Genomic DNA, 12,583 nt, shown 5'->3' on the forward strand with positions numbered 1-12,583 from the left:
ACCGGGCTGTGGGTCTTCGTCAAGACCCCACGAAGCTAAAAGATAAGTACGGCGAAAGCATGATTCAAGGACTCCGGTTTCACGCCACCGTGAGACCGGGGAAGGGAATGTTGCGAATTGAAGCTTCTATAAGATTGGAATCCGCAACGGCGAATTCAAGGGCTACTGCATGTATCCTCAAACGTACTCTGTTAAAGGACAAAAACATGCAGCAATTCAAAGCGCTACGGCGTCCTTTGCGCGTCAGATAAGACGCGCGGCGCTGTAGGATCACTCCTCAGCGCGTAGAGCAGCGACAAGGACCTCCATGTCCGCGGGCATCGGCGCCTCGAAATGCATCGTCTCGCCCGTGGTCGGGTGCTCGAATTGCAGCATGAAGGCGTGCAGCGCCTGCCGGTGAAAACGGTTGACCACGGCTTTTGCCGGTTCCGGCAGCAGATTGGCCTTGGTGCGAAAGGCTGCACCATACTCAGGATCGCCGATCAGCGGATGGCCGATATGGGCCATGTGAACGCGAATCTGGTGCGTGCGGCCGGTTTCGAGGTGGCATACTACGGTCGAGGCGAGGCAGGTGCCATCCGGCTTTTCGAGGTAACGCTCGACGACTTCATAATGGGTGATGGCCTCACGCGCGTCGTCGCTCTCCTCGCGTTTGACGGCTCGCTTCGTCCGGTCTAGGGCCCGTCCCAGCGGAGCGTTGATGGTGCCCTTCAACTGACGGGGACGTCCCCAGACTACTGCCTGATAGGCGCGCTCGAGCGGTCCGGTGCGCCCATGGTCGGCAAACTGGTCCGAAAGATGGCGGTGGGCGACGTCGTTCTTCGCCACGACCATGACGCCGCTGGTTTCCTTGTCGAGCCGATGAACGATACCCGGTCGCCTGACACCGCCGATGCCGGAAAGGCTGTCGCCGCAATGGTGGATGAGCGCGTTGACGAGGGTGCCCGTCCAATTGCCGGCACCCGGATGCACGACCAGGCCGGCCGGTTTCACGAGAACGATCAGGTCGTCGTCCTCGTAAAGCACGTCAAGGGCGATCTCTTCGCCCTTCGGTTCGGGATCCTCGGGCTCAGGCAAGGCAATCTCGAACACGTCGCCGGGATGCACCTTTCTTTTCGGCTCGATGATCGTCGAGCCGTTGATCGAAACGGCGCCCTGTTCGATCAGGCTTTTGATGCGATTGCGGGAAAACTCGCCCGAAAGCGCCGCCGTGAGGAAGGCGTCCAGCCTTCCGGCCGCGCTCTCGTCCGCCTTCAGGACTTTCCTATTGTCGGCCGCTTGTTTAAAGGGATCGTTCATTCCGTTTCAATTCCGATAGAAAGCCAGCCCCATGACTGCAATCGAGCCCGATGAACAGGAAGAAAAGCCGCTTGATCCCGCGATGGAGAATGTCCGTCGCAAGATGGTGCGCCTGCAGCTCGTCTCGGCCGGCGTGATGCTCGTCATGCTTATGGCTGTCCTTGGGACGATTGTCTACAAGGTCACCCGTCCGAATGGTAGCGCGGAGGCAGCACCGATCGCGGTGAGCGTGCCGAGCGACGCGCCGGTGAGCGCGATCGCCGCACTGCCGGCCGGATTTTCGGTGAGCAATGTTGCACTCTCCGGTTCGCAGGTGCTTTTCTACGGCAATCTGCCGGGTGCCGAGCCGCGTGCGATCGTGTTCGACATTCCCGCGGGGCGCATCGTCGCCGACATCACCGTCAGGACCAATTGACGGATTCGCCATGACGCTGCCCTCCCTCGCCCGCATCGATGATCCGTCCGATGGCCGCATCGCCGCATTCGTCGCGATCAAGGAGCGAGATCTGACGGGGCGGCAGGGCCGTTTCATCGCCGAAGGCACTGTCGTGCTCCGCATGCTGGCTGCCGCTCACCGCGCTGGACGCGGCATCGTTGCCGAGGCGATCCTGCTGCTCGAGAGCCGCGTTGCCGGCCTGACCGGGCTGCTTGCGGAATTTCCGGCCGACATTCCCGTCTATGTGGCGGATGCTCGGGTCTTCGACGCGATCGCCGGCTTCAACATGCATCGCGGCGTCCTGGCGCTCGGGCGGCGCGACGCGATGCCGGACGCGGATGCTCTGATCGCGGGACTTCCGGCGGTGAGCCTGGTCCTCGCCGCCTGCGGGATATCGAACCACGACAACATGGGCTCGTTGTTTCGCAATGCGGCCGCCTTCGGCGTCGATGCCGTGTTCATGGACGCCACGAGCTGCGATCCAATGTATCGCAAGGCAATCCGGGTATCGGTCGGATCGGTACTGACGATGCCTTTCGCACGCGAAGGGACGGCTTCCTCGCTGATCGAACGACTTCAAGTCGCCGGTTTCGCGATCTGGGGGCTGTCGCCGCGCGGCACAGTCGACATCAACGATATCCAGCCTGCGCCGCGCACGGCGCTCCTCGTCGGCACCGAGGGCGAAGGGCTACCGGAGGCGATCCTGTCTGCGATCCAGACAGCCCGCATCCGCCAGCGGCCGGGCCTCGACAGTCTGAACGTCGCCATGGCTGCCGGCATAGCGCTGCATCAGGTTGCACTGATCAACAAGCGCCTCTGACGCTTGCGCTTTCTATCGTCCGAAGCATGCGGACGACGCGAGGCATAGCCTTCAAAAAGGAAAAACGGTCGACAGCGCGCTCATTCCGGAGGCAGGTATTCCTTGGCGCGGCTTGCGAGGCTCTTGCGGGTCGGCGTTGCGCCCGTCTCCTCCCCGGCAAGAAGGCTGCGGATCGGTGACACCTTGCCTTCGCTTGCCGCCGTCAGTGCGATCATGCCCGCGGCAATATCGGCGATCTCCTGCCGCAGCGCCTCGTCATGCGCGGCGGATTTGGCGTTTATCAGGCGCTCCGAAAGTGCGGTCGCGCGATTGCGAAGGTCTTCGGACAGTATGGTCGTGTCGGGGCCTGGAGCGGCCGCAGGCGCCGCTTTTGTGGCGGGCTCGGCGATCTCTCCATCCACGGCGTCCAGGACGGCGGACTTTTGCTCCGCGCGTTTCGGCATGGTCAGACCGGCCGCGCGAAGTGCCTTGGCCGCTTCGCGCATCTCATGATTCAGCTCCTTCACGCGGGCCTTCAGTTTTTCGATTTCGTCCGCGCGCCGCGTCAGCGCGTTCTCGCGGTCCGCGTTGGTGGCGGCTTCGCGCGCGACGGTGGTTTCAAGCTGGCGTATCCGCGTCTCGTTCCGACCGAGCCGCAATTCCATTTCCCGGGCCCGGGCATTCTCGGCCTTGAGTTCGCCGCGAAGCGCCTCGCGCTCGTCGCGCAGCGTGGCGACCCGGCTCTTCAGGTGCTCGATCTCGGTTTCGCGGGCGGCGAGATCTATCCGGAGATTGTCGATATCCGCCGCTTGTTTCTCCATCTGGCCGTTGAGCTTGCGAATCGTATCGTCCTTGGCGCCGTTGTGCTTTTCCGAGGTTTCAGAGGTCGACTTCATCCGCTCGATGCGTTGTTCGAGTTGGCGGATGGTGGAGCGCATGTCGGCGGCCTCCACGTTCATGTCGGCGAGTTGAGCCTGCAGATCGGCCTTCTCGCCGGCAAGTTTGCGCGCCTCCCGCAGGGTATTTTCGCTTTGCAGCATCAGCGTGACGCTCTTGTCGCGCTCGCGGCGGAGCGCCTGCTGGGCCTTGGCATTTTCGGCAGCATAGGCGGCGCGGGCGGCATCCTTCTGCGCGCGTACTTCCTGGGGGCTCAGAGGCATAGTCGCCTTCAGCCGATCCTCCGCAAAGCGCACGATGCGTCTTTGAATGGCAGGGGCGGCCATGAGGCCGATGACAATCGCTGTCAGAAAGCCCAGGGAAAAGAGGAGCGCAAATTCAATCACGAGCTGGCCGTTTCAATCTGGACCGGATGCGCCGCCCGCCGCGGAAGCCAGGCGCCATCTCGGTGCTTCCCCCGCAGTAAACATGATGCCCTGAATGCTGCAAGTGCTAGAACAGCAAAGCGCGTCTTTTGAGACGCGCTTAATTTCTGGCGAGACGGGGAGATGAGGCATTTTTGCAGCGGCCGGGTCAGCGGCTTTGCTGGAACACGCCGCCGCTTGAAGTACCCTCAGAAAGGATTCCAGGTCGGCTGCTGCGTCAGCTTGAGATAGCCGACGTTAAGACCGAGTCTCGCGCCGATGCCCGTGCGGATCGGCACGACAACAACGTGCTCGTCGGTCAATACCGTCATGCCGACGCCGGCGACGACATATGCCGAGCCGGAGACGCCGCCGAACCGCTTGTAGAGTGCCGGAACGCTGGGCAGATTGTAGACGAGCATCATGGCGCGACTCCCCTGGCCGCCCCAGTCGAGCCCGAGCGAGGGTCCCTGCCAGAAGACCGTGTGTTGGCCCACGTTCTTCGTATAGAGCTCGCCTTCGCCATAGGTGAGGCCGGCGATGAAGGCGCCGGAGCCTTCCTGCCCGAGGATGTAGCCATTCGGCAAGCCGTAGCGCTCGAAGGCGCGTTCGACGACCTTGGCGAGTCCGCCCGATGTTTCGCCGAAGAAGCCGTGGCCGGCGTCAACGATTTCCTGCATCGTGTACTGGCTGTTGTTGGGGGACTGGGCGTGGGCGGCAGACATGGTGCCGGCTATCAGCATCATCGTCAGGATAGCGCGAACAACCACCGTGGTTGCCTTCATGAACGGCTGCATCGTTTCCTCCGTCAGGCACGAAAGTGACCTGCGCCGGCTGTCATGGCCGGCATTTGCATCGGTTGCGCGTCCGGCGCGGGTCTGCTCCAATTCCAGGGGCGGGCGCGGAAAAGTGTGAAAACTGGTTCCGGCCGCGCATCCTCCAGCGATTCAGGCTGAATTCGGGATGCTCCAGCAATTTGAACCGATCATCTTAACAATCGGTTTACCAAATGTGATGTCATTATGGCCTATTGATTACCGGCCGCGCCCGCGCGATTCATGGCCCATGCCATGGTCGTGCGGCAGCTTTGGTTGCGGGGCAAGAACGCGCGGCGGTGGCGCCGGCAGACGGATAGCGAACAAGGAAGAATGATGGCAAAGAATCCGAACCTGACACTGACGGGACCCGATCTGGCCGCACTGCTCTGCAGCCGGGTTTGCCACGATATCATTTCGCCAGTCGGCGCCATCAATAACGGCCTTGAACTCCTGGACGAAGGGGGGGCTGACGCCGATGCGATGGACCTGATCCGCACCAGTGCGCTCAATGCGTCCGTCCGCCTCAAGTTTGCGCGCCTTGCCTTCGGCGCATCCGGTTCGGTCGGCGCGTCGATCGATACGGGCGAAGCCGAAAAGGCGGCCAAGGATTTCGCCGCGGCGGAAAAGAAGACCGAGGTCAACTGGAACGGCCCGCGCGCGATCATCGCCAAGAACCGCGTCAAGCTTCTCCTCAATCTCTTCCTGGTCGCCTACGGCTCCATCCCGCGCGGCGGCTCGATCGACATCACGCTGGAAAAGCCCGAATTCGACGCGACCTTCACGCTCGTCGCCAAGGGGCGAATGATGCGGGTGCCGCCGAAGCTCGTGGAACTGCTCTCCGGCACTCCGGAAGAGGCCGTCGACGCGCACTCGATCCAGCCCTATTACACCGTCCTGTTGGGCGAGGAGGCCGGAATGACGATCGACGTCGTTTCGACCGGCGAGGCGATCGTGTTCACCGCCAAGGCCGAGGCCTAGAGTATCCCTCTTTCATCGAAACGGCCCGCATCCAACCCTCCGCGACGCAAGTCTGCCGGAGGGTTTTCGTGTGCGGCCTTGGCGTTGCGCTCGCCTCTGCGCGATTAAGAAGCATTGGATCGGCGCCAAGCCGAAAGGAAGCATTAAGCAATCGTCGTAACGGTTTCTTTGCCAAATCTGTATAGGCTTTGTTTCTTGGATGCGGGGTGCGCGTGCAAGTAGGCGTGAAGGAGTTTGGACATGCGGCGCTTGATGATTGCTGATGGCTCGGATGTTGTCAGGAAAGTTGGGAAGCGCATCCTCTCGGGCATGGGATTTCTGGTTCTGGAGGCGCCAAGCAGCCTTGATGCGCTGGTGCGCTGCGAAGCCGAGTTGCCGAACATCCTGATCGTCGATGCCGCGCTGGACGGCGCGCTCGATCTGATCGCCAATATCCGGCACCTGCCGAACGGCACGTCGGTGCGCATCTACTATTGCGTTGTCGAGGCGGACCTGAAGAAGATGATGGCGGGCAAACGTGCCGGCGCCGACGACTTCCTGCTGAAGCCCTTTGACCGCAAGATCCTGACGAGTGTCTTCGCCAGCCAGTCGATGGCCGCCTGACGAGCGTTGAGAGCCTCGTTAGATCATTGGTGAAATAAACTAGTTGTTTGAAACACGGCCGCGGCAATGCTGCGGCCCTTTTTGCGTGCGCCCTCTCGGCATGCCCAGCGCCAACCCGACATGAGACGGCATGGACGGGGGAGAAGGCGCCGCCGTCTCTTCATTGTCTAATGCATGTCGCGCGAAAGTGTGCAGCGGTATCGGGACAACGACATGCATGCAAACAAGGACTTAAAAGCGCGTCGCGTGACTCCAATTGAATGCGACGCGCTTTGATGAGCGGGCAACCTGCCGCCAAAGAAAAACCCGCCCGAGAGGGGCGGGTTTTCGATCCGATAATAGCCGTCAGAGCGGACGAGGAAATGCGGGTCTCGACCGTGATGCTATCGAAAATCAGGCCGTTTCCAGGTAGTCGTTGCCGTCGGGCTCGCGCAGCACGTAGCCGCGACCCCAGACGGTCTCGATGTAGTTGGCGCCGCCGGCAGCATTTGCGAGCTTCTTGCGCAGCTTGCAGATGAAGACGTCGATGATCTTCAGTTCCGGCTCGTCCATGCCGCCATAGAGATGATTGAGGAACATTTCCTTGGTGAGCGTCGTGCCTTTGCGCAGCGAGAGGAGCTCCAGCATCTGGTATTCCTTGCCGGTCAGATGCACGCGCTGACCACCGACTTCCACAGTCTTGGCGTCAAGATTGACGATCAGCTCGCCGGTCGAGATGACCGACTGGGCGTGACCCTTGGAGCGACGGACGATTGCGTGGATACGCGCGACCAGTTCGTCCTTGTGGAAAGGCTTGGTCATGTAGTCGTCAGCGCCGAAACCGAGGCCCCGCACCTTGTCTTCAATTCCCGCCATGCCCGACAGGATGAGGATCGGGGTCTTTACTTTCGACAAGCGCAGCGTTCTCAGGACCTCGTAACCGGACATATCCGGCAGGTTCAGGTCGAGAAGAATGATATCGTAATCATAAAGCTTGCCGAGATCGACGCCTTCTTCACCGAGATCGGTCGTGTAAACGTTGAAACTCTCGGACTTAAGCATGAGCTCGATGCTTTGAGCTGTCGCGCTATCGTCTTCGATCAGTAGAACCCGCATGTTTTTCCCCTTTTCCGCCGCCCAAGGTACGTCGTGGCCCCCTTACGCGATACGGATCCAGTCGTTGCCTGATTTGGAGGCTGCCACCAAATGGTTAACAAATTCTGATTCACTCTGGCAAGGTGTATCGAGAATGTTAAATATTTTTAGCAGTCTCCTGATTCAAAAGGTGAATCTCAAATGGCATCTCTCATGTAATACATGAGGAAATGCCGCTATCTGACTCTTCCGACTCGTTAATGCGCGAAGTGCCACATTTCATGCTTCAGCATTTACGGAGCCTTAAATCATCACCCCTATGATTAACGATGCCCGTAAACGAAAGGTTACCAGCGGTAGGCCTTTGTTAAGGTCGCTTCTATTTTTTGTTTCCGGCCGCAACGGGGCCGGCACGACGGGTCAGGATCAGTAACCGGGGTCTCGCTATCCACGGGAGTATTGCGTATGAAAGCACGTGAGAGCCTTGTCCGCCTGAAGGAATTTCAGGTCCGGGAGAAGCAGCGTCAGTTGAACCAGCTTCAGATGATGATGGCTGAGTTCGAGCGAATGACCAAGGATCTGGAAAGTCAGATTGTATTCGAAGAGAAGAAGTCGGGAATTTCGGATCCCGCACATTTTGCCTATCCCACCTTCGCCAAGGCCGCCCGCCAGAGAGCCGACAATCTACAGGTCTCGATTCGCGAGCTGAAGGCGCAGCAGGATGCGGCCGAACTCGCGCTCGAGGAGGTTCAGGCCGAATACGCGAAAGCGGCGGCGCTCGAAGAACGAGACTCAGGCGCCCGCATGCGCGCCTGAGTCATTATGCTCCTTCAAAGTGTTACAGCGATCTTTCCGTATCTGATCGGACGTGCGGTGCTGTCTTCTCGAGTCGTGCAGTCTGCCTGACGCGGGAGGCGTTTCTATTGCCGCCTGCAGCAGTTCCAGGAAGGTATGTAACGGTTTTCCGTCCGGAATTCTGTGGTTTCAGAGAGTTAGATCATTTCATTGTTTCAAGGGAACGTTGAAATGATCTAAATCGATCCCCCTCGCATGTTCGGATGCCGGGCGTACCAAGTCGTCGATGGACGATCGACTCGTCGGGATGCGAGGCGGACATGGGCGGAAGAGCGCGTCTTCACGACCTCGCCTGCTTGTGAGCGCGCCGTCCGCTGAGCTTCGAAAACGCAGGTCGCGCGGGCCCGCTTACGCCTGAATGACGTCCTGCCACTCCGGATGGCGCATCGCTTGCGCGCGCATGAAGGGGCAGAGCGGAATGATCTTCCAGCCGCCTTTTCGCGCTTCGTCGACTGCGTGCTTTGCGAGCGCTTGTCCCACGCCCTTGCCGCGCAATTCATCCGGCACCAGCGTGTGATCGATGATGATCAGTTTCGGTGAGGACCGCGAATAGGTCATCTCGCCGGTATGGCCCTCCACGGTCGCCGAATAACGGCCCTTTGCATTGATTTCCTCGTGGGCGATTTCCATAGATCTTCGCTCCGCATCTGTTGCTGCCGGCGGGAATGCTACAACATGTTTTCCGCGATCGGAAACATGCAGCAATTCAAAGCGCTACGGCGTCCTTTGCGCGTCTGATGAGCGGCGCGGTAGCGGCGTCATGCGACCCAAAACAACACCGGCGGCTGCGGGCAGATCCCGAAGCCGCCGATGTTGAACTATGGCCCTGTCGGGTGAAATCAGTGGCGATACTGTTGGATGCGCGTGGTCCGCAGACCGGCGAGACCATGATCGTTGATGGAGGACTGCCAGGAAAGGAACTCCTCCACGGTCAGGGTGTACCGTTCGCACGCCTCCTCGAGGCTCAAAAGGCCACCGCGCACGGCGGCGACGACTTCAGCCTTCCGGCGGATAACCCAGCGCCGGGTGTTGGCCGGTGGCAGATCCGCGATCGTCAGAGGGCTGCCATCGGGGCCGATGACATACTTTACGCGTGGTCGCATCATTTCGGTCATGGGACTCTCTACACAAACTCAAGACCATATGACCGCGACCTTAGCTTGCCACATTTAACATTTGCCTAAGCCGCCGGTAACAATTTGCTCATAATTTGAGACACTTCGAAGCTGCGGCGTAACACCGGACGTCACAGAAGAGACCACTGTCGGGCGCGTTGTCTCCTTGCCGATATTTGCTGGCCTCCGCATGGAAAGGCCCAAGTTTCGCGTGGTTTTCACATGGGAGCCATGCAATTACCACATTTCACTTCAACTAAAATTTTTGATAGCGAGGCGCACAGCAAAGAATGAGCGTTCGCGTGTACGCTCCCGGAATTATCTCCTGGGCACAACATATTTTCTTGATCGGCCGCGTTGCTTGCGCGACCAGCTGATCGGTGCCGGCTGTATTGCAGCCGCCAGTTGAAGACTGTGCCGGGATTGCAAGGGAGCATTCAATTCTTGACCAGGCGAACCCGCCGGCAACGTGGTGACAAGGTATGAAGGAATCGACTGAACCGGCCTCGCGGCGCGAGGCTGATGACGACATGCTTTCGGAGTTTGATCCCGCATCGGTGCGCACCGAATACGAGCTGTTGCACTTGATGCGGCGACTGGTTGCGCGCTACCGCTTCAGCCGCTTCGTGATCGCTCGGCTGCCGCTGGCCGAGCAGCAGCGGTTTTCCGAACGTCTGGTGCTCAGCAATTGGCCCGTCGAACTGGTGCGCCAATACGATGCCTCCGGCGCCTTTCAGGCGAGCGTCCTCGTTGAGCGGCTGCGCCAGACGAAACTGCCGGTCGTGGGTGGCGCGGAGCTTCTGGACATCACACGCAAGGATGGAGAGGCGATGTCCGTCCGCCACCTTCAGGCCCATCCCGACATGACGCGTCATTTTGCCTTGCTTTTGCATACGACCTATGGGGAGCCGTTCGTCGTCATGCTTTCGGGAACGCGGGAAGAGCCGGTCGGCACGGAACGCGCAATGCTCTATCTGACGCTCGTGCAGCTCTTCGAGTGTCTCGAGCGTACCTTCGATACCGGGAGCGTGGCGCGCGAAAAACTGTCCAGCCGCGAGATCGAGTGCCTGCGGTGGGCCGCGGCCGGCAAGAGCAGCGACGAGATCGCCATCATTCTCGGCATTTCCGCCTACACGGTCAGCAGCTATTTCAAGAGTGCGACGCGCAAGCTCGATGCGGTCAACCGCATGCAGGCGATCGCTCGCGCGATGCGGATGAAGCTGATCTGACAGCTTGATGCGGCTGATCCGCAGCCAAACCTCCGCCCTTGCCGCAGGGCGGACAAGTTTCTATATGTCGCGGCACAGAAAGCTTTGAAATGCCGCTTGGCGCCGTTTTTGCGGAAGGCCCAAGGCATGAGCGTGAAACAGGGCGGCGCAGGCGATCGACGCGTGCCCCGCAATGCCGGATTGGATCCCGTGAACAGTCTCGATTTTGACCGCAAGCCCGAAGATACGCGCGTCGTCGTCGCCATGTCCGGTGGCGTCGATTCCTCCGTTGTGGCGGGCCTGCTCAAACGCGAGGGCTATGACGTGCTCGGCATCACGCTGCAGCTCTACGACCATGGCGCGGCCGTGCACCGCGCCGGCTCCTGCTGCGCCGGCCAGGACATCGACGATGCGCGGCGCGTTTGCGAGACGCTCGGCATCCCGCATTACGTACTCGATTATGAAGCGCGCTTCCGCGAAACGGTGATCAATCCCTTCGCCGAAAGCTATATCGCGGGCGAGACGCCCATCCCTTGCGTTGCCTGCAACCAGACGGTCAAGTTCGCCGATCTGCTTGCGACCGCCAAGGAGCTCGGCGCCGATGCGCTTGCCACCGGCCATTACATCCGCTCCCGGCCGAGCCCGAAGCCGCGCTATGCCGGGCAGCGGGCGCTCTACCGGCCGACGGACGCCGAGCGAGACCAGAGCTATTTCCTGTTCGCGACAACGCAGGAACAGATCGACTATCTGCGCTTTCCCCTCGGTGGGCTTTCCAAGACCGAAACGCGGGCTCTGGCCGAAGACATGGGCCTGATCGTTGCCAAGAAGGCCGACAGTCAGGACATCTGTTTCGTGCCGCAGGGCAAATACAGCGACATCGTTTCGAAGCTGAAGCCGAATGCGGCTCTCGCCGGCGAGATCGTCCATCTCGACGGGCGCGTGCTCGGCAGCCACGACGGCATCCTGCACTATACGATCGGCCAGCGGCGCGGCATCGGGGTCGCCACCGGTGAGCCGCTTTACGTCGTCTATCTCGACGCCCGCTCGCGCCGCGTCATCGTCGGACCGAAGGAAGCGCTGGAGACGCGCCGTGTCTATCTGCGCGACGTCAACTGGCTGGGCGACGAGGAGCTTGCGCAGGCGGCTGCCCGCGGCTTCGACTGCTTCGCCAAGGTGCGCTCCACCCGCCAGCCGGCGCCGGCGGTCCTGAGAAACGACGCAGAAGGTCTCTACGTCGAGCTTGCCGAAGGGGAGGCCGGCGTCGCACCTGGCCAGGCCTGCGCACTCTATTCCGGCACCGGCGAAGACGCGCGCGTCTATGGCGGCGGTTTCATCCGCAAATCCGAACGCGAGCCCGGCGCGGAAGCGGCGCTCAAGGCGCTTTTGCAGGCACCGGCGGCGGCTTGAGCAGGTGCGATCAGGAACGTCGGGAAAAGTTCACATTTTCCCGCAGACTTTGCTTGACACTAGCCGGAACAGCACCTTATAAGCCGCCCGTCCAGCCGAGACGGGCTTCCTCGGGGAAGCTTCACGGTGCCGGCGGCGGAGTAGCTCAGTAGGTTAGAGCAGAGGAATCATAATCCTTGTGTCGGGGGTTCGAATCCCTCCTCCGCTACCATTCTAAGCCTTGTCCAGCCCGGAGACATAGGTACCAGAACGTACCTAAGAGATGCGTAGCTCTCTGTCGCTTCCCGTGAATGTCGGAATTTTGACAGGAAAAGTGAAATTTCCGGCATCTTGTCGAAATCCACTCCCAGAACGCACCGTTTTCGAAGCGGTCTCAAACCCGCTTTGAAGAAGCCTCATCGCCTGCATGTCGCTTCCCGCCTTTGATTACTTCGGGTCGCCAAACTGAGCCCCTACCGGGACCCAGTATCGTCTTCAGCTAGTGCGTGTTCGGCAGCCACATCCTCCAACTCACACCAGTGTTGACCATCTCGGTCGCCCGACCAGCGGCAGCCTCAGCATGGCTCGTCAAAATAGCCTTCGTTATCGCTGCAGGGCTTCTCGATCACCCCATTGCCCCATCTCCTCTTCCACCACGTCGTCGTGCAGGCGTTCGTGGCACTCGGTGCAAACTGCTCTCGGAAGTCCGCT

The 12,583-nt window shown here is 60.5% G+C and carries 13 protein-coding genes and 1 tRNA gene; 8 read left to right on the forward strand and 6 right to left on the reverse strand.

All coding sequences use genetic code 11. The features are described 5' to 3' along the window. Positions 1-270: 270 nt before the first annotated feature. On the reverse strand, positions 271-1,299 hold the full coding sequence (locus ILFOPFJJ_RS03730) for an RluA family pseudouridine synthase (protein WP_173509213.1): 1,029 nt from the start codon (positions 1,297-1,299) through the stop codon (positions 271-273). A gap of 31 nt (positions 1,300-1,330) precedes the next feature. On the opposite strand from ILFOPFJJ_RS03730, the gene ILFOPFJJ_RS03735 reads away from it, so the two are divergent. Together ILFOPFJJ_RS03735 and ILFOPFJJ_RS03740 are read left to right on the forward strand one after the other, a co-directional pair. Continuing rightward, positions 1,331-1,714, forward strand: coding sequence for a hypothetical protein (locus ILFOPFJJ_RS03735; RefSeq protein WP_173509214.1), 384 nt, complete (start codon positions 1,331-1,333; stop codon positions 1,712-1,714). A gap of 10 nt (positions 1,715-1,724) precedes the next feature. Next, positions 1,725-2,555: a TrmH family RNA methyltransferase gene (locus ILFOPFJJ_RS03740; RefSeq protein ID WP_173509215.1), complete on the forward strand. Its 831-nt coding sequence runs from the start codon at positions 1,725-1,727 to the stop codon at positions 2,553-2,555. Positions 2,556-2,635: 80 nt separating this feature from the next. Here ILFOPFJJ_RS03740 and ILFOPFJJ_RS03745 read toward each other — a convergent pair whose 3' ends face one another. Together ILFOPFJJ_RS03745 and ILFOPFJJ_RS03750 are read right to left on the reverse strand one after the other, a co-directional pair. After that, positions 2,636-3,817, reverse strand: a complete 1,182-nt coding sequence (locus tag ILFOPFJJ_RS03745; protein ID WP_173509216.1) for a coiled-coil domain-containing protein — start codon at positions 3,815-3,817, stop codon at positions 2,636-2,638. 227 nt (positions 3,818-4,044) lie between these two features. Then, positions 4,045-4,632: a DUF1134 domain-containing protein gene (locus tag ILFOPFJJ_RS03750; RefSeq protein WP_173509217.1), complete on the reverse strand. Its 588-nt coding sequence runs from the start codon at positions 4,630-4,632 to the stop codon at positions 4,045-4,047. A 354-nt stretch (positions 4,633-4,986) separates the two neighbouring features. On the opposite strand from ILFOPFJJ_RS03750, the gene chpT reads away from it, so the two are divergent. Together chpT and ILFOPFJJ_RS03760 are read left to right on the forward strand one after the other, a co-directional pair. Next, a complete protein-coding gene (chpT, locus tag ILFOPFJJ_RS03755) occupies positions 4,987-5,631 on the forward strand; it encodes a histidine phosphotransferase ChpT (RefSeq protein WP_173509218.1) in 645 nt (214 codons plus the stop codon). Between the two features lie 240 nt (positions 5,632-5,871). Continuing rightward, positions 5,872-6,234, forward strand: coding sequence for a response regulator (locus ILFOPFJJ_RS03760; protein WP_173509219.1), 363 nt, complete (start codon positions 5,872-5,874; stop codon positions 6,232-6,234). A gap of 393 nt (positions 6,235-6,627) precedes the next feature. Here ILFOPFJJ_RS03760 and ctrA read toward each other — a convergent pair whose 3' ends face one another. After that, positions 6,628-7,329, reverse strand: a complete 702-nt coding sequence (ctrA, locus tag ILFOPFJJ_RS03765) for a response regulator transcription factor CtrA (protein WP_136508054.1) — start codon at positions 7,327-7,329, stop codon at positions 6,628-6,630. A gap of 444 nt (positions 7,330-7,773) precedes the next feature. On the opposite strand from ctrA, the gene ILFOPFJJ_RS03770 reads away from it, so the two are divergent. Further along, on the forward strand, positions 7,774-8,124 hold the full coding sequence (locus tag ILFOPFJJ_RS03770) for a flagellar export protein FliJ (protein WP_173509220.1): 351 nt from the start codon (positions 7,774-7,776) through the stop codon (positions 8,122-8,124). Between the two features lie 387 nt (positions 8,125-8,511). Here ILFOPFJJ_RS03770 and ILFOPFJJ_RS03775 read toward each other — a convergent pair whose 3' ends face one another. Together ILFOPFJJ_RS03775 and sciP are read right to left on the reverse strand one after the other, a co-directional pair. After that, positions 8,512-8,793: a GNAT family N-acetyltransferase gene (locus ILFOPFJJ_RS03775; protein ID WP_173509221.1), complete on the reverse strand. Its 282-nt coding sequence runs from the start codon at positions 8,791-8,793 to the stop codon at positions 8,512-8,514. Positions 8,794-9,002: 209 nt separating this feature from the next. Further along, on the reverse strand, positions 9,003-9,278 hold the full coding sequence (sciP, locus tag ILFOPFJJ_RS03780; protein WP_003527546.1) for a CtrA inhibitor SciP: 276 nt from the start codon (positions 9,276-9,278) through the stop codon (positions 9,003-9,005). A 482-nt stretch (positions 9,279-9,760) separates the two neighbouring features. Here sciP and ILFOPFJJ_RS03785 point away from each other — a divergent pair, with 482 nt between their 5' ends. From ILFOPFJJ_RS03785 to ILFOPFJJ_RS03795, 3 genes are all read left to right on the forward strand, one after another. Further along, a complete protein-coding gene (locus tag ILFOPFJJ_RS03785; protein ID WP_173509222.1) occupies positions 9,761-10,507 on the forward strand; it encodes a helix-turn-helix transcriptional regulator in 747 nt (248 codons plus the stop codon). Between the two features lie 189 nt (positions 10,508-10,696). Beyond that, the gene (gene mnmA, locus ILFOPFJJ_RS03790; RefSeq protein WP_173510146.1) at positions 10,697-11,893 is read left to right on the forward strand and encodes a tRNA 2-thiouridine(34) synthase MnmA; all 1,197 of its coding nucleotides are present in this window, start codon (positions 10,697-10,699) and stop codon (positions 11,891-11,893) included. Between the two features lie 134 nt (positions 11,894-12,027). Next, positions 12,028-12,104 (forward strand) — tRNA-Met (locus ILFOPFJJ_RS03795). Positions 12,105-12,583 lie beyond the last annotated feature (479 nt).

Source organism: Sinorhizobium psoraleae (genome assembly GCF_013283645.1).
GTDB classification, from domain to species: domain Bacteria; phylum Pseudomonadota; class Alphaproteobacteria; order Rhizobiales; family Rhizobiaceae; genus Sinorhizobium; species Sinorhizobium psoraleae.